General features: G+C 72.2%; 18 protein-coding genes. 7 read left to right on the top strand and 11 right to left on the bottom strand.

The genetic code is table 11. From position 1 onward, the window contains the following. Positions 1–113 precede the first annotated feature (113 nt). On the top strand, positions 114–908 hold the full coding sequence (locus tag ACP7BP_RS00700) for an enoyl-CoA hydratase/isomerase family protein (protein WP_426241529.1): 795 nt from the start codon (positions 114–116) through the stop codon (positions 906–908). Here the strand turns inward: ACP7BP_RS00700 and ACP7BP_RS00705 are convergent. The 9 genes from ACP7BP_RS00705 to ileS are packed head-to-tail and all read right to left on the bottom strand — an operon-like array spanning position 905 to position 10,794. Then, positions 905–1,684 (bottom strand): M14 family zinc carboxypeptidase, encoded by a 780-nt coding sequence (locus ACP7BP_RS00705; RefSeq protein ID WP_426241530.1) that lies wholly within the window; start codon positions 1,682–1,684, stop codon positions 905–907. The genes ACP7BP_RS00700 and ACP7BP_RS00705 overlap by 4 nt on opposite strands. Positions 1,685–1,686: 2 nt before the next feature. Then, on the bottom strand, positions 1,687–2,112 hold the full coding sequence (locus ACP7BP_RS00710; protein WP_426241532.1) for a hypothetical protein: 426 nt from the start codon (positions 2,110–2,112) through the stop codon (positions 1,687–1,689). A 15-nt stretch (positions 2,113–2,127) separates the two neighbouring features. Further along, positions 2,128–2,463: a DivIVA domain-containing protein gene (locus ACP7BP_RS00715; RefSeq protein ID WP_426241534.1), complete on the bottom strand. Its 336-nt coding sequence runs from the start codon at positions 2,461–2,463 to the stop codon at positions 2,128–2,130. Between the two features lie 2 nt (positions 2,464–2,465). Beyond that, positions 2,466–3,221: a TIGR00730 family Rossman fold protein gene (locus ACP7BP_RS00720; protein WP_426241536.1), complete on the bottom strand. Its 756-nt coding sequence runs from the start codon at positions 3,219–3,221 to the stop codon at positions 2,466–2,468. Beyond that, a complete protein-coding gene (dapE, locus tag ACP7BP_RS00725) occupies positions 3,218–4,318 on the bottom strand; it encodes a succinyl-diaminopimelate desuccinylase (protein ID WP_426241538.1) in 1,101 nt (366 codons plus the stop codon). The genes ACP7BP_RS00720 and dapE overlap by 4 nt, the downstream gene beginning before the upstream one ends. 35 nt (positions 4,319–4,353) lie before the next feature. Beyond that, on the bottom strand, positions 4,354–5,577 hold the full coding sequence (locus tag ACP7BP_RS00730) for a hypothetical protein (RefSeq protein WP_426241540.1): 1,224 nt from the start codon (positions 5,575–5,577) through the stop codon (positions 4,354–4,356). Beyond that, the gene (locus ACP7BP_RS00735; protein ID WP_426241542.1) at positions 5,577–6,308 is read right to left on the bottom strand and encodes a hypothetical protein; all 732 of its coding nucleotides are present in this window, start codon (positions 6,306–6,308) and stop codon (positions 5,577–5,579) included. Before ACP7BP_RS00735 ends, ACP7BP_RS00730 begins: the two co-directional genes overlap by 1 nt. After that, positions 6,305–7,546 carry a hypothetical protein gene (locus ACP7BP_RS00740; protein ID WP_426241544.1) on the bottom strand — a complete coding sequence of 414 codons (1,242 nt, stop codon included), beginning with the start codon at positions 7,544–7,546 and terminating at the stop codon, positions 6,305–6,307. The genes ACP7BP_RS00735 and ACP7BP_RS00740 overlap by 4 nt, the downstream gene beginning before the upstream one ends. Continuing rightward, complete coding sequence (gene ileS, locus ACP7BP_RS00745; RefSeq protein ID WP_426241545.1) at positions 7,543–10,794, bottom strand: isoleucine--tRNA ligase; 3,252 nt, start codon at positions 10,792–10,794, stop codon at positions 7,543–7,545. Before ileS ends, ACP7BP_RS00740 begins: the two co-directional genes overlap by 4 nt. A 296-nt stretch (positions 10,795–11,090) precedes the next feature. Here ileS and ACP7BP_RS00750 point away from each other — a divergent pair, with 296 nt between their 5' ends. The 4 genes from ACP7BP_RS00750 (at position 11,091) to ACP7BP_RS00765 (ending at position 14,640) form a co-directional block, all read left to right on the top strand. Beyond that, the gene (locus ACP7BP_RS00750) at positions 11,091–11,639 is read left to right on the top strand and encodes a DinB family protein (protein ID WP_426241547.1); all 549 of its coding nucleotides are present in this window, start codon (positions 11,091–11,093) and stop codon (positions 11,637–11,639) included. A 34-nt stretch (positions 11,640–11,673) separates the two neighbouring features. Beyond that, positions 11,674–12,645, top strand: a complete 972-nt coding sequence (gene dapD, locus ACP7BP_RS00755; RefSeq protein ID WP_426241549.1) for a 2,3,4,5-tetrahydropyridine-2,6-dicarboxylate N-succinyltransferase — start codon at positions 11,674–11,676, stop codon at positions 12,643–12,645. An 11-nt stretch (positions 12,646–12,656) separates the two neighbouring features. Then, the gene (locus tag ACP7BP_RS00760; protein ID WP_426241551.1) at positions 12,657–13,613 is read left to right on the top strand and encodes a hypothetical protein; all 957 of its coding nucleotides are present in this window, start codon (positions 12,657–12,659) and stop codon (positions 13,611–13,613) included. 82 nt (positions 13,614–13,695) lie between these two features. After that, complete coding sequence (locus ACP7BP_RS00765) at positions 13,696–14,640, top strand: calcium-binding protein (RefSeq protein ID WP_426241553.1); 945 nt, start codon at positions 13,696–13,698, stop codon at positions 14,638–14,640. Here ACP7BP_RS00765 and dapC read toward each other — a convergent pair whose 3' ends face one another. Then, on the bottom strand, positions 14,641–15,747 hold the full coding sequence (gene dapC, locus ACP7BP_RS00770) for a succinyldiaminopimelate transaminase (RefSeq protein WP_426241555.1): 1,107 nt from the start codon (positions 15,745–15,747) through the stop codon (positions 14,641–14,643). It abuts the gene before it with no gap. Positions 15,748–15,752: 5 nt separating this feature from the next. After that, on the bottom strand, positions 15,753–16,079 hold the full coding sequence (gene fdxA / locus ACP7BP_RS00775; protein ID WP_426241557.1) for a ferredoxin: 327 nt from the start codon (positions 16,077–16,079) through the stop codon (positions 15,753–15,755). Positions 16,080–16,130: 51 nt separating this feature from the next. On the opposite strand from fdxA, the gene ACP7BP_RS00780 reads away from it, so the two are divergent. Both ACP7BP_RS00780 and aspS read left to right on the top strand, forming a co-directional pair. Then, positions 16,131–17,084, top strand: a complete 954-nt coding sequence (locus ACP7BP_RS00780) for a GNAT family N-acetyltransferase (RefSeq protein WP_426241559.1) — start codon at positions 16,131–16,133, stop codon at positions 17,082–17,084. 201 nt (positions 17,085–17,285) lie between these two features. After that, positions 17,286–18,584 (top strand): aspartate--tRNA(Asn) ligase, encoded by a 1,299-nt coding sequence (gene aspS / locus ACP7BP_RS00785; RefSeq protein ID WP_426241561.1) that lies wholly within the window; start codon positions 17,286–17,288, stop codon positions 18,582–18,584. Positions 18,585–18,616 lie beyond the last annotated feature (32 nt).

Raw genomic sequence — 18,616 nt, forward strand, 5'->3', positions numbered from 1 at the left:
TTGTCGGGATACCCGGCTACCCGGGTATCGCGTCGCTTCGCGGGGGTTGCAACCCCCAAGAAGCGACGGGAGACCCCGTGAGGCTCGGCGGTCCGGCTGGCAGACTGCCCGTCATGACCGCTGACCCCGTGCTCCTCGACGTCTCCGACGGCGTCGCCACGATCACCCTGAACCGGCCCGACGCGATGAACAGCCTCGACATCGCCACCAAGGTGGCCCTGCGCGACGCCGTGCACGCCGTGGCCGAGGACAAGGCCGCGCGCTGCGTGGTGCTCACGGGCACCGGACGCGCGTTCTGCGTCGGCCAGGACCTCAAGGAGCACATCACGCTCCTGCAGAGCGGGTCGAGCGACGAGCTCTTCACCACGGTCGAGGAGCACTACAACCCCATCGTCACCGCGCTGGTGAGCATGGAGAAGCCGGTCATCGCCGCGGTCAACGGCATCGCCGCGGGCGCCGGCGCGAGCCTGGCGCTGGCCTGCGACCTGCGCATCATGGCCGACACCGCCGGCTTCAACTTCGCCTTCGCCGGCGTCGCCCTGTCGTGCGACACCGGGTCGAGCTGGACCCTCCCCCGCCTCGTGGGTCGCGAGAAGGCCCTCGAGCTCCTCTACCTCCCCTCGACCGTGGACGCCGAGGAGTCGCAGCGCATCGGCCTGGCCTCCCGCGTCGTACCCGCGGCGGAGCTGACCGCCGCGGCGGCCGAGCTCGCCGGCCGGCTCGCGAGCGGGCCGACGGTGGCCTACGCGTCGATCCGGTCGTCGGTGGCCTTCTCCGCCGAGCACTCCTTCACCGACTCCCTGGCCCACGAGGGCGCGATGATGACCCGCACCGGCGCGACCCGCGACCACGCGGCCGCGGTGGAGGCGTTCGTCGCCAAGCAGAAGCCGGTGTTCGAGGGTCGCTAGCGCCCCGGTGGCGGGCGCTTGCTGCGTCGCGCACCCAGTACGTCGAGCACCTGGCGGGGCGCCTGGACCCGCAGCCGGTGGCGGCCCGGCCGGGCGCCGTACTCGACGGTGAGGGCGGAGCCCTCGAAGTGGCGGTTGAACCACATGGTCATGGTGCCGTGGCACAGCCCGCCGCACATGAGCCTGGTCGTCGGCAGGTGCAGCCTGCGGGCGAGGCGACGGGCGAAGCCGGGGTCCTTGGTGTCGGTGTCGACGCCGTTGAGCGGCTGGTGGAAGCTGATCACTCGGTGCGGGGCGATCTCGGTCAGGAACGCCATCATCGCCCTGGTCTCCGGCTCGGAGCCGGGCCGCGGCCCGGACTCGTAGTTGCCGTCGAGACGCACCCACCGGTAGGGGTAGTTGCGGTTGAGGTCGACGCCGTGCGCGTTGCGCCGGGTGCCGCGCGCGATGCCGTCGGGGTTGTACGACGGCACGACCCACAGGTCGATCCCGCGCACGTAGCGGCGGCCGTCCCGCAGCCGGTCGAGGATCTGGGCGGTCGCGTCCTCGTTGCCGTGCATGCTCGAGACGAGCACGACCCGGCGCGCGCCGGGCTCACCGAGGCGCCAGGCCACGATCGGGCGGCCCTGGACGGAGTGGCCGATGACTCGTCTCTCGACGACGGCGGGCCTGGCGTCGGCCCCCGCGTCGGCCCCCGCCGGCGGGGCGGCCGGAGCGGGCGGCGCCACCGAGAGGACGACGGCGAGGCCGGACAGGACGCAGAGGACGCGACGCACGCCTAGACCGCCGCGGTGAGGTAGCCCCACGTGAACACCAGCACGCCGACCAGCATCCCGACGTGGGCCAGCACGGAGAGTCCGGGGCCGTCGCTCCAGGAGTCCTCCGAGGCCTCGACCGCGTGCCTGCCCCGCGTCGGGAGCCAGCGCAGGAGCACGAGGAGCCCGGTCACGGCGACGATCCACCACAGCGCCAGCGCGACGATGCCCACGACTGGGTCGCCCGGCCCGGAGTCATCGGGGAAGACCAGGAACAGCACCCACGCGACCATGGCCAGCACGCCCGCCACCGTGTGCACGTTGAGGAGAGGGCTGCTCACGCGGTACCGCCCGGCGCCGCCGTCCTCGCGGCCCAGCCGCAGGCGGGTGAGCACGACGACCAGGCCGGCCAGGGCGGTCAGGACGTAGATGATGACTTCGGTGGACACGGGGGGCAGTGTGCCTCAGTCCGGCGCGCTGCTGCCATGTCGGTCGGTGTTCACTGCCCTGTCATCCGGCCCGTCCTCGCCGGCCTCGGTCGGCGAGGCGGCTCCGGCGCGCTCACCGTCGAGCTGGTCGGCCAGCCTGGTCAGCAGGGCGTCGACCTCCGACATCCGGTAGCCACGGAGCCCGAGCGAGAAGCGCACGCGCCGCAGGTCGTCGCCCGTGAGGTCGCCGGCGGGCACGCGGGCGTCCGGCCGGTCGTCGTACGCCGCGGGCATCGTGCCGATGCGACCGGACGCGGCGAGGGCCACCCCGCCCATCGCCAGCACGATCAGGATCGCGAACAGCCAGGTCATGGCTACTCCGCCCGCTCGGCGGTCGGCGTGGGGTGGCTGCCGGTGCGAGCTCGCACCATCAGCTCGACGGCGAGGTCGATGTCGTCGGTCAGGGTGATCATGTCGAGGTCGGTCTCGTTGATCTTGCCCTCGGCCAGCACGGTGTCGCGCAGCCACGCGATCAGTCCCGACCAGTAGTCGACGCCGATCAGCACCACCGGGAACGACGTCACCTTCTGGGTCTGGACCAGCGTGAGCGCCTCGAAGAGCTCGTCGAACGTGCCGAGCCCGCCGGGGAGCACGACGAAGCCCTGGGTGTACTTGACGAACATGGTCTTGCGGGCGAAGAAGTAGCGGAAGTTGATGCCCTTGTCGACCCACTGGTTGAGGCCCGCCTCGAAAGGCAGCTCGATGCCGAGCCCGACGCTGACGCCACCGGCCTCGCTGGCGCCCTTGTTGGCCGCCTCCATCGCGCCCGGCCCGCCGCCGGTGATGACCGCGAATCCCGCCTCGGCCAGCCGACGACCGAGCTCCTCCCCGACGGCGTAGTCGGGGTGGTCGGCCGGGGTGCGCGCCGAGCCGAACACCGCGATCGCCGGCCCGAGCTCGGCCAGCGCCCCGAAGCCCTCGATGAACTCCGCCTGGATGCGGAGCACGCGCCATGGATCGGTATGGACCCAGTCGCTGGGCCCGCGCGAGTCGAGCAGGCGCTGGTCGGTGGTCCCGGCGTCGACCTGGCCGCGGCGCATCACCACCGGCCCCTTGTGCTTGTCCTTCATGAGCTCTCCCCCGCGTCGTCGGTCAGCCAGGCCCGCAGCTGCTCCTCGCAGCGGACGATGTCGGCGGTCCGCACGTGCTCGTCCTGCTTGTGCGCGAACATCGGGTCCCCGGGACCGAAGTTGACCGCGGGCACGCCGAGGCTGCTGAAGCGGGCGACGTCGGTCCACCCGAACTTCGGGTTCACCTCACCACCGACGGCCTCGACGAACGCCTTGGCCGCCGGGCGGTCGAGCCCGGGCATCGCGCCGGGTGCGATGTCGGTGATCTCGACGTCGTACCCGTCGAAGAACTCGCGGACGAAGGCGCTGGCTTCCTCCTCGGACCGGTCCGGCGCGAAGCGGAAGTTCACCTCGACCACGCACTCGTCGGGGATGACGTTGCCGGCCACCCCGCCGCGGATGAACACCGCGTTGAGGCCCTCGTGGTACTCCAGCCCGTCGATCACCGGCGTCCGCGCCTGGTAGGCGTTGAGCCTCGTGAGCACCTCCCCCGCGCCGTGGATGGCGTTGACGCCCCGCCAGCTGCGCGCCGAGTGGGAGCGCTCGCCACGGACCGTGACGTCGACCCGCAAGGTGCCCTGGCAGCCCGCCTCCACGACGGCGTTGCTGGGCTCCATCAGGATCGCGAAGTCGGCCGTCATCAGCTCCGGGTGGCTCTGGCTGAGCAGGTGGAGCCCGTTGTACTCGGTCTCGATCTCCTCGGCCTCGTAGAAGATGAAGGTGACGTCGCGGTTGGGCGCCGGCACGGTGGCGGCGATGCGCAGCATCACGGCGTCGCCGCCCTTCATGTCGCACGTGCCGAGGCCGTGCAGGATCTCCCCGTCGGGCGTCTGCTCGCGGCGGCACGGCAGGTTGTCGTTGATCGGCACGGTGTCGAGGTGGCCGGCGACGACCACCCGCTCGCCGCGTCCCAGGTCGGTGCGCGCCACGACGGTGTTGCCGTGCCGGGAGACCGCGAGGTGGGGAAGGGCGCGGAGCGCCTCCTCCACGGCATCGGCGATGGCGTGCTCGTCACGGCTGACGGACTCGATGTTGACGAGCTGCTCGGTCAGGGTGACGGCATCGGCGGTCAGGTCGAGAGCGGTGTCGAGCGTCATGCGGGTCATCCAATCACCCGTTCGAGCAACGGCGCTCAGCCCCGGCCGCGTCGGAAGGCCCGGCGCTCGCGCAGTGCACCCAGCAGGTCGGGTCGCAGGCTGCCGTAGCCGGTGGCGCTCCACGCCCCGATGTCGAGGCGGAAGTAGTGGACGGTGCGCTCGCCGTCGATGAAGTCGAGCACGTCGTCGGGCTCCCGGCCGGCCCGGACGGCTTCGGCGCACTCCTGGCAGGCCGGTACGTCGACCGCGCGGTCCTCGTCGCGCCAGGTCACCTCGGTCGTCGTGCCACGGTGCAGGGGGTTGAACCAGCACCCGAGCGGAGGCTGCCAGCGCCTCGCGGGTCGCTGGAGGGCGGCATCGCGCGCCGACTCGCCGCGGCGGGCGAGCACCAGGGCGCCGACGACGTCGGCCGGCGAGCCGGCCCGGTCGAGCACGTCGCGCGCGGCGGCGTAGTGGTCGAGCGACTGCTGCCAGGCGTCGAGCGCCTCCGGTGACCCCGAGGCCGACTCGCTCTCAGCGATCGCCTCACCCAGGGCCAGGACCTCGGTCTCGGCGCGCTCGCGCAGCTGGCGGTCCTCGGCGGCGCGGACGGTGCGCAGCACCGCAGGGGGCAGGACGAACCCGGTGGGCCGTCGGCGGCGGAGCGCACCGGCCACCCACTTCCACACCATCACGCAGGCGACCAGCAGGGCCGCGACGATCCCGACGATCGCCCACCAGGGCACGGACGAGCCGTCGTCGGCGGTCCAGCTGTAGCGCTCGTCCCTGGGGACCTCCATCCACAACGCCTCGGCGTTGCCGTCGTCGAGCAGCTCCTGGACCTGCACGACCTGCGCTACCAGGTCGTCGGGGTGGTCGTGGGCCGCGACGTTGGCGACGTAGATGGGGTCGGGCTGGTCGCCGTAGGCGTCGACGGCGAGGGGGGGCTCGCTGGACTCCTGCCATCCGACGTAGGTGGCGTCGCCGCCCGCGCTGTCCTGGATCCAGGCGCTCAGGCTGGAGAAGCTGCCCTGGAAGCGGTCGTCGTCAGGGTCGACCTCGACCAGCACGACCCGGAGATCGGCATAGTCGGAAGCCGCCACGGCCTGCTCCAGCCGCGTCTCGTCCTGGGCCGAGATGTCGTGGGCGCGGGCGAAGGCGGGATCGACCCATACGCCGTCCCCGGTCACCTCCTGCACGATCTTGGCCACCGTGGCGTCGTCGATCGCGTTCGCAGGGGCCTGGGCCGGGGCTCCCAGCACGCGGGCGTGAGCATCCATCATGTCTCCCTCAGACGCCGCGAACCGACGTACCAGCGAAGCAGCAAGAACAGTGGCAGCACCCCGAAGGCACCCATGAGTAAGGCGGCCGCGATGCCGCCGCCGATGCCACCCCAGTAGTCCTGGGACGAGGGCGCGTCGGGCCGCGTGGGCAGCGGTTGCGCCTCCCAGGTCACCATCTCCTCGGCCAGCCGCACGAGCGCCGGCCCGGGCTGGCCCTGGGTCCGGGTCCCGACGAAGGGGTCCTCGAGCCCCACGGCGCCCGACTCGGTGCTGCCGGAGTCCCAGAGCACGACGTAGTAGCCCCGCTCGCCGACCGCCTCGTGCCACTGCGCCGCGGCGCCGGTGTTCGTGTAGCCCTCGTAGACGCCCCTCGGGTAGCGCAGGAACGCGATCCTGGACGGCACCGGCGAGCGCGCGAGGATCGCCTCGGCCTGCGCGCGGTCGGCCTCGGGCACCCGGCCGGCCAGCAGCGGGTCCACCGCGACGAGGGTGTCCTGCTCGACAAGCGCCCGGACGGCGTCGCCCGGCGGCGGGACGACCTCCCGTCGACCGAAGACCTCGGCGCGGCGGGCTGTGTCAGCGGCCTCACGGGACTCCTGGTGGTCAAGCACGAGCACCGCCGCTCCGGTGCCGGCCAGCAGCCCCACCGCGCCGCCGATCCACCACCCGCGGGCGCGCCACGAACGGCGGGTCGCGGTGGGCACCGGACGCGCGGCGCGCGCGCTCATCGCTCACCCGCACGATCCGAGAGGACGTCGCGCGCCAAGAAGTCGGTGGTGGCACCGAACCCGGTCCTGGCCCACACGTCCTCGCGGTCCCAGTACGCCGTGGGACTCCGTCGGCCAGGCAGCCGCAGGTGGTCCGGGGTCTGCCCCTCGGCGACCCGCTCCGCGCAGATGGCGCAGCACGGCACCTCCACATCGCCGTCGCCGAGGCGCCACGCGACAGTGTCCTCGCTCTCGGAGTGCCGTGGGTCGAAGAAGCAGGTGGTCAGGGGTCGGCCCGTGCCGCGGGCGCCTCGCTCGAGGTCGCGCGAGCCGGCGCGCGCGATCACCTGCGCCCCCACGAGGTCGGCGACGTCGTCGGACTCCAGCAGCGGCTCTGCGGCGTCCCGCGCGGTGAGGGCACGACCGGCGATCTCGGCGTCTCGGTCGGTGGCCCAGTCGGTCGCCTCCAGCTCCCTGGACAGGTCGTCGACCAGCTTGCGCGCGTGCCGACGCTCGCTCTCGAGGTCGGGCACCGGCGTCTCGCGCGGCCCCTCGTCGGAGGCCTTGCGGTAGCGGGGCCACCCGCGCACGGACTGTCCCACCAGCAACGCGACGATCAGGGCCACCAGCCCGCCGAGGAGGGCAGCCAGACCCTTCGAGGCGACGCGCACCGAGATGTACTCGTCGCCGGCCTTCCGCCAGTCCGCGGCGGCCTGGAGCCGCACGGCCCGCTCGGCCAGCCGGTCTGCGTCGGCCGCGGTCAACGTGGCGGGATAGTCGGCGTCCGCGAGGCTCGGACCCCGGCCCTGGGCGACCAGGCCCTCGGCCGTGAGCACCTGCGCCTCGGCCCGGACTGCGGCCGGGGTCGTGACTGGCTCGCGGGCCAGCGACTCCACGGTCGCGTCGAGCAGGTCGCCGTTGGCGTAGGCGCTCAGGCTGAGCCGGGCGGGGTCGGCGTGCAGACCGAAGGAGAGCACCCGCTGGGCGCCCTCGGTCGTCTGGATGACGTAGAGACCGGAGCCGAGCCGACGGCTGAGCAGGCCGGCGAGCGCCTCGGCCGAGTCCACGGAGTTGCTCGGCAGTCCGGCAGGCTCGTCGACGAGGGCGACGTACACCGGGAAGGAGACCTCGCGCACCAGCTGCGCCATCCGGTCGTGTGCCTCCTCCGCCTCGCCCGACCCCATGAACCGGTCTACGACCACCCCGTCGACGCGCAGGTCCTCGGCAAGCCGGTCGACGTCGGCGTCGGCACCGATCACCGGTGGCGCTCAGGCCCGGTGAGCGAGACGGTCGCTCGCTCACCTTCTCCCAGGGCGACCTCGGCGGCGCCGGGGCCGGGGGTCTCCCCCAGCGTGAGGGAGGAGGCGAGCGTCTCTCCGCGAATCAGCCGCTCGTGGGCACGCACCGCTGCCAGCACCGCCTCGGTGCCGCCGATGGTGAGCGAGATGCGGTCGGAGACGTCGAGACCGGCGTCCTTGCGGGCCTGCTGGACGGCGCGTACGACGTCGCGGGCCAGTCCCTCGGCGGCCAGCTCGGGCGTGACGTCGGTGTCGAGGACGACGAAGCCGCCCTGCGGCAGCAGGCCGGTGACGGTGCCGGCGTCACTGCCGGCCACGGTCTCCAGGGTGAACTCGCCGCCGACGAGCGCGAGTCCTCCCGCGGTGACCGTGCCGTCGTCGGCGACCGACCAGTCGCCCGACTTCGAGCCCTTGATGGCCAGCTGGACGTCCTTGCCCAGCCGGGGCCCGGCCGCCCGCGCGTTCACGACGAGCCGCTGCTCGACGGAGTAGGTCGACGCCTCCGCCGACTCCGGGTCGACCAGTCGCACCGCCTTGAGGTTGAGCTCGTCGGCCACGAGTCCCTCGAAGCCGGCCAGGGAGGCACCCGGCGCCACCACGGTCAGCGACGAGAGCGGCAGCCGGTTGCGCAGCCCAGCACCCTTGCGCAGCGCGGAGCCGGCGGAGCACACGTCCCGCACAAGGTCCATCGCGGCCACCAGGTCGGCGTCCTCCGGCAGGGCGCCGGCCTCCGGCCAGTCGGCGAGGTGCACCGAGCGCTCGCCGGTGAGGCCGCGCCAGATCTCCTCCGTGGTCAGCGGCAGCAGCGGGGCCGCGACCCGGCACACCGTCTCGAGGACGGTGTAGAGGGTGTCGAACGCCTCCTCGTCGACGACGCCGTCGGAGGCCCAGAACCGGCTGCGCGAGCGGCGGATGTACCAGTTGCTCAGGACGTCGAGGAAGGATCGCATGCCGTCGCAGACGCCGGCGATGTCGAGGGCGTCGTGCTGGGCGGTCGTCTGCTCGACGAACTGGCGCGTCTTGGCGAGCAGGTAGCGGTCGAGCGGGTCGGTCGAGGCGTTGGAGCGCTGGGCGTCGTACCCCGCGGCGTTGGCGTAGAGGCTGAAGAAGTACCAGCTGTTCCACAGCGGGATCATCACCTGGCGCACCGAGTCGCGGATGCCCTGCTCGGTGACGACCAGGTTGCCCCCGCGCAGGATCGGCGACGACATGAGGAACCAGCGCATCGCGTCGGCGCCGTCGCGGTCGAAGACCTCGTTGACGTCTGGGTAGTTCTGGAGCGACTTGCTCATCTTGTTGCCGTCGGAGCCCAGCACGATGCCGTGGCAGATGCACGAGCGGAACGCGGGCCGGTCGAAGAGCGCGGTGGCCAGGATGTGCAGCGTGTAGAACCAGCCGCGCGTCTGGCCGACGTACTCCACGATGAAGTCGCTCGGGAAGTGGTGCTCGAACCACTCCTGGTTCTCGAAGGGGTAGTGCACCTGGGCGAAGCTCATCGAGCCGGAGTCGAACCACACGTCCAGCACGTCCTCGACGCGGCGCATCGTCGACTTCCCGGTCGGGTCGTCGGGGTTCGGCCGGGTCAGGTCGTCGACGTACGGGCGGTGCAGGTCGGGCTCGCCGTTGTTCATCGGCAGCCGCCCGAAGTCGCGCTCGATCTCGTCGAAGGAGCCGTAGACGTCGATGCGCGGGTGGGCCTCGTCGTCGGACTTCCACACCGGCACCGGCGAGCCCCAGAAGCGGTTGCGGGTGATCGACCAGTCGCGGGCGTTGGCCAGCCACTTGCCGAACTGCCCCTCCTGGATGTGCCCGGGCACCCAGTTGATCTCCTGGTTGAGCTCGAGCATCCGCTGCTTGATCTTCGTCACCTCGACGAACCACGACGAGACGCCCTTGTAGATCAGCGGCTCCCGGCAGCGCCAGCAGTGCGGGTAGGAGTGGTCGTAGGTCTCACGGCGCAGCAGCACGGTGCCCGGCGTGACGGCCCCGGTCTCGCCAGCACCGCTCGTGGCGGCCTTGAGGTGGTCGATGATGTGCAGGTTGGCGTCGAAGACCAGCATGCCTTCGTACTCCGCGACCGGGAAGGTGAAGCGGCCGTCCTTGCCGACAGGCATGACCGGCTCGATGCCCTCGCGGTCGGTGACTACCTTGTCGTCCTCGCCGAAGGCGCCGGCGGAGTGGACGAGCCCGGTGCCGTCGGTGGTGGTGACGAAGTCGGCCTCCACCACGCGGAAGGCGTTCTCGTGACCGGCGAAGTAGCCGAACGGCGGGGTGTAGGTGCGCCCCAGCAGGTCGGACCCCTTGAGCCGCTCGACCACCTGGTCGTCGATGGAGTCGCTGCCCTCGTCGAGAAGCTCGCGGGAGTACGCCGCGAGCCGCTCGGCGCCCACGACGTACCGCTCCTTCGTGCCGGTGAACGACGACTCGACGACGAGGTAGTCCAGGCCGGGACCGACCATGATCGCGAGGTTGGACGGCAAGGTCCACGGGGTCGTCGTCCAGACGAGCGCGAGCTCACCGGTCTCCAGGCGCAGACCGACGGTGACCGCCGGGTCCTGACGGTTCTTGTAGACGTCGTCGTCCATCCGCAGCTCGTGGTTGGAGAGCGGCGTCTCGTCGTTCCAGCAGTAGGGCAGCACCCGGAACCCCTCGTAGACGAGGCCCTTCTCGTGCAGCTGCTTGAACGCCCACATCACCGACTCCATGTAGTCGGGGTTGAGCGTCTTGTAGTCGTTGTCGAAGTCGACCCAACGGGCCTGGCGGGTGACGTAGTCGACCCAGTCGGAGGTGTACCTGAAGACCGACTCGCGGCACGCGGCGTTGAACTTCTCCACCCCGAGCTCGTGGATCTCGTCGGTGGTCTTCAGGCCCAGCTGGCGCATCGCCTCCAGCTCCGCGGGCAGGCCGTGGGTGTCCCAGCCGAAGCGGCGCTCGACGCGCTTGCCGCGCATCGTCTGGTAGCGCGGCACGACGTCCTTGACGTAGCCCGTGAGCAGGTGACCGTAGTGCGGGAGACCGTTGGCGAACGGCGGGCCGTCGTAGAAGACGAACTCGTTGTCGCCGTGGGTGCCTCCGTCGCGCTGGTCGATCGAGGCCTGGAACGTGCCGTCGCCCTTCCAGTAGGCGAGCACGCCCTCCTCGATCGTCGGGAACGACGGCGCGCTCGGCACCCGGGTCGAGTCGGTGTGGGAGACCTTGGGGTAGGTCATGTGAGGCTCCTGCGGTCGTCGTACGTCGTGGTCTGATCCACGAGGACGACATGACTGCCGCGGTACCACCTCGCTTGCCGCCCGGGGGCGACCGCTCGTTCACGGCTGTGACGGGCCTACCCGTCCGGGTCTACTGGGTCGGCTGCCCGACCGTTCTTCCGGAGGCTCGCCGCTGATGACGGCTCGAACGCCTGTGCCTCCAGGGTACGGCGCGGCGCCGGGAGCGCGCCACTCCGGACAGCTGCTCGCTGCCCAAACAGGTTGCCCTCGCCTCCCCGCATCGGTTGGCTGGGCGCATGAGCGAACGCAAGCACCCCGGCCTGTGGGTCGACCCCGAGGACGACCCGCGCAACACCGGACAGAGCGCCACCGGTGAGAAGGGCGTGGTCCTGGAGTACCTCGACCACTACCGCACGACCCTCGAGATGAAGTGCGAGGACCTCGACGCCGAGCAGCTGGCCCGGCGCTCCGTCCCGCCGTCGACCATGTCGCTGCTCGGCTTGGTCCGTCACCTCGCGAAGGTCGAGCACAGCTGGTTCCGCCGGGTGCTCTCCGGGCAGGCGGACCTGCCGCGGCTCTACCGCACGGACGAGGACCCCGACCTGGACTTCAACGGGGCCGTGGCCGACGACGCCGTGGTGGCCGACGCGTGGGAGTCCTGGCGACGGGAGGTCGCCAACGCCCGGCAGGTCGCCGAGGGCCTCGACATGGGCGCGACCGTGGTCCGCGACGGCGAGTCCATCGAGGTGCGCGACGTGATCGTGCACATGGTCGAGGAGTACGCCCGGCACCTCGGGCACGCCGACCTGCTGCGCGAGTGCATCGACGGGCGCACCGGGCAGTGAGCCCGGGGCGAGGGCCGCTCCGTAGGCTTGCCGGGTGACGAACGCAGACGAGACCAGCACTCCGACCACCGCCTTTGGCTTCGGCCTGGCGACCGTGGTGACCTCCGGCGCCTCGGAGGGCTCGGTCCTCGACACGTGGTTCCCGGCTCCCGCGCTGGGCGACGCAGGCGACGCGACCGCCCCGGCAGCGCTCGAGCAGCTGGCCCAGGACCACCCGCTGAGGCGGGTCCGCACCGAGGTCGTGAAGGTCGAGATCGACCTCACCGAGCCGCCACAGGGCGCCAGCGACGCCTACCTCCGCCTGCACCTGCTCTCACACCGGCTGGTGCGCCCGCACGGCCTCAACCTCGACGGCATCTTCGGCGCGCTGGCCAACGTCGTGTGGACCAGCCGGGGCCCGGCGCCGGTCGACGGCTTCGAGGAGATCCGGCTGGCGCTGCGCGCGGAGGGCCCGGTGCAGGTCTTCGGCGTCGACAAGTTCCCCCGGATGACCGACTACGTCGTCCCGTCCGGCGTGCGCATCGCCGACGCCGACCGCGTGCGCCTCGGCGCCCACCTGGCCGAGGGCACCACCGTGATGCACGAGGGCTTCGTGAACTTCAACGCGGGCACGCTCGGCACCTCCATGGTCGAGGGCCGGATCGTCGCCGGCGTCGTGGTCGGCAACGGCTCCGACATCGGCGGCGGCTCGTCGATCATGGGCACCCTGTCCGGCGGCGGCACCCAGGTCATCTCCATCGGCGAGCGTTGCCTCCTCGGCGCCAACGCGGGCATCGGGATCGCGCTCGGCAACGACTGCGTGGTCGAGGCCGGGCTCTACGTCACTGCAGGCACCAAGGTGACGATCCGCGACATGGACAGCAAGCCGAAGCTCATCAAGGCGCTCGAGCTGTCGGGGGCGAGCAACGTCCTCTTCCGGCGCAACTCCGTGACCGGCACCATCGAGGCCGTGCCGTGGCAGCGCGAGGGCATCGTCCTCAACGCCGCGCTGCACGCCAACGGCTAGCCATGTCCCGCATGGCTCGCTGGGCCGTCCTCGGCCTGGCGGCCGTCGTGGTCTTCACCGCCATCGGGTTCCTGATCGACCGGGGCGTCGAGCTGATCCCCAGCAGCGAGAGCTGCACGGCGACCGTGCAGGGCCGCTCGGTCGAGCTCAGCGTCGAGCAGGCCGAGAACGCCGCCCTGATCAGCGCCATCGCCGTGCAGCGGGGCATGCCCGCCCGCGCGGCCACCATCGCCCTCGCCACGGCGTACCAGGAGTCTGACCTGCGCAACATCGAGCACGGTGACCGCGACTCCGTCGGGCTGTTCCAGCAGCGGCCGTCACAGGGCTGGGGCACGGGCGCGCAGATCCTCAACCCCTACTACTCCATCAACGCGTTCTACGACGGGCTGATGGACATCGACGGCTACGACTCGATGCGCGTGACCGAGGCGGCACAGGCCGTCCAGCGCTCCGGCTTCCCCGAGGCGTACGCCGACCACGAGGGCGACGCCCGCGTGCTGGCCTCCGCGCTGACCGGCAACTCGCCGCGCGCGTTCAGCTGCACCATCGACGAGGCCGACGAGGCCGGGTCGTCGCAGCTCAACGACGAGGGCCTGACCCGCCGGGCCGCCCGTGTGCGCAAGGACCTCGTCGCGGCGTTCGGCGAGCAGTCGATGGGCGGGTTCGATCCGGGTGGGGTGAGCGCCGGGCACATGGCCGGGTCCGCGCACTACGAGGGCCGCGCGATCGACGTGTTCGTGCGGCCGGTCAGCCCCGACAACCGCAAGCGCGGGTGGGCGATGGCGGCCTACCTCACGGCCCAGGCGTCGCGGCTCGACATCGACACGGTGATCTTCGACGACCGCATCTGGCACGCGGGGTCGCGCTCCGACGACGGTTGGACCGACTACGACGTACCGTCGTCCTCGCGCGGAGACCGCGCCATCCTCGAGCACCGCGACCACGTGCACGTCGACGTGCACGACTAGCTCACCCACAGGCGCACGACAGAACCCGTGGCCTGCCGGACATGACATCCTGACGGGACATCCACACGCGAAGGGGCCTCAGATGTTGCGGACTGCATGGGTCGTGCTGGCACTGACGACGGCCGGAGCCCTGGCCTCGTGCGGGGGCGAGGCGGCCGACGACGCCGCCGACCCCACGCCCACCGCGAGTGCCTCCTCCGCGAGCCCGTCGGTGGACACCGCGGCCGCCGCTGCGGCCGCCACGTCGGCCGAGGCGTGCGCGACGCCGACGATCTCCGGCACCGACGGCGACGACATGGATCTCGCGGGCACCGACGGCGACGACGTCATCGACGCGGGCGCCGGCAACGACGTCATCGAGGCCGGCGCGGGCAACGACGTGATCTGCGGCGGCGAGGGCGAGGACCTCGTGCGCGGGGGCGACGGCGACGACACCCTCTTCGGCGGCGACGACAGCGACGTGATCTCCGGCGACGCCGGCAACGATCGGCTCGTGGGCGGCGCCAACCTCGTGCGCACCGGCTTCGAGGTGCCCGACGTGCTGCTGGGCGGCGCGGGCGACGACACCCTCGAGGGCGCCGGCGACGACGCCGAGCCGACCAAGGCACCGGACATCGTGAGCTTCGTGACGGCCAAGGCGGGCGTGACCATCGACCTCGCCGCCCTCACCGCGACCGGCGACGGCAACGACACGCTGGTCGAGGGCCGCTGGATCGTCCGCGGCACCAAGCACGACGACACGATCGACGGCAGCCCCGGCGACGACGTGATCTTCGGCTTCGGCGGCAACGACGAGATCACGACGTTCGCCGGCGACGACATCGTCAACGACGACGCCGACCCCGAGGCCGAGGCGAGCGACGCGAAGCCGGGCGACGACACGATCGACGTAGGCCCCGGCAACGACCGGGTCACCTCCATCGGCAGCGCCGACAAGCTCGAGGGCGGCCCGGGCAGCGACGAGCTCGACGGGAACCCCCAGGGCGGGTGTGCCGGGTTCGAGAAGGGTCCGGCGGTCTGCCGCTGACTAGCCGGCGGTGAGGCGGTCGACGGCGGCGGAAACACGCTCGTCGGTGGCGGTCAGCGCCACCCGGACGTGCCGCCCGCCCGTCGGTCCGTAGAACGACCCCGGCGCGACCAGGATACCCAGGTCGGCGAGCCGGCCGACGGTCTGCCAGCAGTCCTCGTCGCGGGTGGCCCAGAGATAGAGCGCGGCCTCGGAGTGGTCGACCCGGAAGCCGGCCGACTCGAGCGCCGGTCGGAGCTTGGCCCGGCGCGCGGCGTACGTCGCGTGCTGGGCGTCGACGTGCTGGTCGTCGTCGAGGGCCGCGACCATGGCCGCCTGCTGCGGGCCGGGCATGATCAGGCCGAGGTTCTTGCGCACGGCGAGCAGCTCCCCCACCACCGCGGGGTCCCCGGCCACGAAGGCGCAGCGGTAGCCGGCGAGGTTGGAGCGCTTGGAGAGCGAGTGCACGGCGAGGATGCCCTCGTGGGAGCCGCCGGAGATGTCGGGGTGCAGCACGCTGACGCCCTCGCCCTCCCAGACACACTCGATGTAGCACTCGTCGGAGATCAGCAGGGTGCCGCGGTCGCGGCACCAGTCCACGACCTTGCGCAGGTGGTCGGGGGGCAGGACCCGGCCGGTCGGGTTGGACGGCGAGTTCAGCCAGAGCAGGCGCGGCACCTCGGGCCCGATCGCGGTGAGCGAGTCGGCGGCCAGGATGCGTGCCCCGGCCAGCGCGGCACCGACCTCGTAGGTCGGGTAGGCGAGCTCGGGCTGGACGACCAGGTCGCCCGCGCCGATGCCCAGGTGCAGGGCCGCAGACGCGATGAACTCCTTCGACCCGACCAGCGGGAGCACGCCGTCAAGCCCGAGGCCGGTGACGCCGAACCGCCGCGCCAGCCAGTCGATGGCCGCCTGCCGGGTCGCCGGGTTGCCGATCGTGACCGGGTAGCCGGGCGCGTCCGTCGCCGCCGCCAGAGCCTTCTGGACGACGTCGGGCGTCGGGTCTACGGGCGTGCCGATCGACAGGTCGACGATCCCGTCGGCGTGCGCGCCGGCGCGGTCGGCGTACGGGCCGAGGGCGTCCCAGGGGAAGTCGGGCAGCCGCCCGGAGACGGCGTCCCGACGCACCGGGCTCAGTGTTCCTGGGGCTGCGGAGGCAGTGCAGCGATCAGCGGGTGGTCCTTGTCGATCTCGCCCATCTTGGCGGCGCCGCCCGGTGAGCCGAGGTCGTCGAAGAAGTGGACGTTGGCGTCGTAGTACTCCTTCCACTCCTCCGGGGTGTCGTCCTCGTAGAAGATGGCCTCGACCGGGCACACCGGCTCGCAGGCGCCGCAGTCGACGCATTCGTCGGGGTGGATGTAGAGCATCCGCTTGCCCTCGTAGATGCAGTCGACGGGGCATTCGTCGACGCAGGCGCGGTCCTTGAGGTCGACGCACGGCTGGGCGATGACGTAGGTCACCAGGTCCTCCTGTGGGCGGGGCGTGTGCTGCGACCAGCCTAGTATCCCGCCATGGCAGATGCTCCCCCGCACCGCCCGCGTGGACTCGGGCCGCATGTCGTCGGCCAGCGGATCGTCGTACGCCGGGTGCTGCCTGGCGAGACCGGGCCCTCCGGCGGGCCGGCGATGACCGACGTCCTCGGCGTGTGCACGGCGTGGAGCGAGGACGAGTGCGTGGTCGTGCGCGAGGACGGCTCGTCGGTGCGCATCGCTCTCGCCCACGTCGTGAGCGGCAAGCCCGTGCCGCCGAGGCCCTCGGTGCGGCAGCGCGTCTCGCCGCGTGACGTGCAGCGGCACGTGGAGTCGCTCTGGGACGACCTGGTCGCGGAGCCGCTGGGCGAGTGGGTGCTGCGCGCCGCGCCGCCGTACGACGGCAGGCTGCGCCGCCGGGGCAACTCCGTGCTGGCGATGGGCTCCCCCGGCCTGCCGCTGGGCGAGGCGGTGGAGCGTGTGCGCCGGTTCTATCGCCGGCACAACCGGCCGGCGCTCGCTCAGGTGCAGAGCGGAGGGGACGTCGACGCCGACCTGCGCGGCCTCGGCTGGCAGCCGCTGGGCAGCGGCGACGCGCACTGCCAGCTGGCGGCTGTCTCTCGAGCCCTCCGGTCATGCACCGCGGAGTTGAGTCGCCTTCCGCGGGAGTCTGCCCGCCCGGAGGGTGCCATGACTCCGCGCTACCTGGAGGAGGGCGGTCGGCTCGAGGTGGTCCTGGGGGACGGTACGGCGCGCGGCCGGGCAGCCCTCGACACCGACTGGGTGGGCCTGCACTCGATCGAGGTCGACCCGGCCCGCCGGCGCCGCGGCCTGGCGACCGTCGTCCTCGCCGAGCTCCTCGACTGGGCCGCCTCGCACGGCGCGACGACGGCCTGGCTGCACGTCGAGACCGACAACCCCGGCGCGATCGCGCTCTACGAGCGCCACGGGTTCGTCACGCACCACACCAGCCGCTATCTGACGGCGCCGGAGTAGCCCGGAGGATCCAGCGCCGGGTGGCCTAGGATGCCTGTGGATCGCGTGAGGCCTGACAACCCTCGGCTGGAGACAGCGAACGCGGCCCGCGCGTCCGGCGTACCGACGAGAGGCCGGAGTCTCTCCGGCGAAGGTGTGGTGGCACCGCGACTTTGCCCCCGCCCACACCTCCAGGGCTTCACCCGCCACTGGAGGCAACCAATGAGACAACCACCCCTCTCGACCGTCGTACGCACCCTCGCCGCCGCCCTGCCCACTGCCGAGCCGGCTTCGCCGGTGAGGCTGCAGGGCTGGGTGCACCGCCGCCGCGAGCTCGCCCGCGTCACCTTCCTGGTGGTCCGCGACCGCTCGGGACTGGCCCAGGTCGTGCTGCCGGCCGGCGCCGAGGTGCCGCCGGAGGAGACCCCGGTCGAGGTGACCGGCACCGCGACGGCCAACGCCCAGGCGCCGGGCGGCATCGAGATCACCGAGGCGACGGTGACCGCACTGGGCGAGCCGGCCGACACGCCCGCGGTGGAGCTCTGGCGCCCCACCCTCGACACCGGCCTGCCGACCCAGCTCGACCACGCCGCGACCACCTGGCGACACCCGGTGCAGCGGGCGAAGTGGGAGCTGGCGGCCGCGTCGCTGTTCGGCTTCCGCGCGTCGCTCGACGCCACCGGCTTCACCGAGGTGCACTCCCCCAAGCTCGTCGACTCGGCGACCGAGAGCGGGGCCAACGTCTTCGAGGTCGACTACTTCGGCCGGCCGGCGTACCTCGCCCAGAGCCCGCAGTTCTTCAAGCAGCAGTTGGTGGGCATCTTCGAGCGCGTCTACGAGGTCGGCCCGGTCTTCCGCGCGGAGCCGCACGACACCGTGCGCCATCTCGCGGAGTACGTCTCCCTCGACGTCGAGCTGGGCTTCGTGCGCGACCACCGCGAGGTGATCGCGTGCCTGCGCGACACCGTCGCCGGCATGGTCGCGGGCATCCACGAGCGCGCGGGCGACGCCGTCGAGCGGCTGGGCATCACCGTGCCCGAGGTGCCCGCGGAGCTCCCGTTGCTGCACTTCCGCGAGGCCCTGGAGATCGCCGGCGCGCCTGCCGACGAGCCGGACCTGAGCCCGGCCCACGAGCGGGCGCTGGGCGAGTGGGCGATGCACGAGCACGACAGCGACTTCGTCGTCGTGGAGGGCTACCCGACCGCCAGCCGCGCGTTCTACAGCCATCCCGACCCCGACGAGCCGCACTGGTCGCGCAGCTTCGACCTGCTCTTCCGCGGGCTCGAGCTGGTGAGCGGTGCTCAGCGGCTGCACCGGTACGCCGACTACGTCGCCGCGCTGGAGCAGCGCGGCTACCCGCTGGAGGCCTACGCGTCGTACGTCGAGGCGTTCCGGCGCGGCATTCCCCCGCACGGCGGCTTCGCGATCGGCCTCGAGCGCTGGGTGGCGCGCCTGGTGGAGGCCGCCAACATCCGCGAGGCGACCCTCTTCCCGCGCGACCTGCACCGGCTGGCGCCGTAGGTCTGGTGCGCCCTTGGTTTCGAGGCTCGCCG

The organism is Nocardioides sp. LHG3406-4, from assembly GCF_049897745.1.
Taxonomy (GTDB): Bacteria; Actinomycetota; Actinomycetes; order Propionibacteriales; family Nocardioidaceae; genus Nocardioides.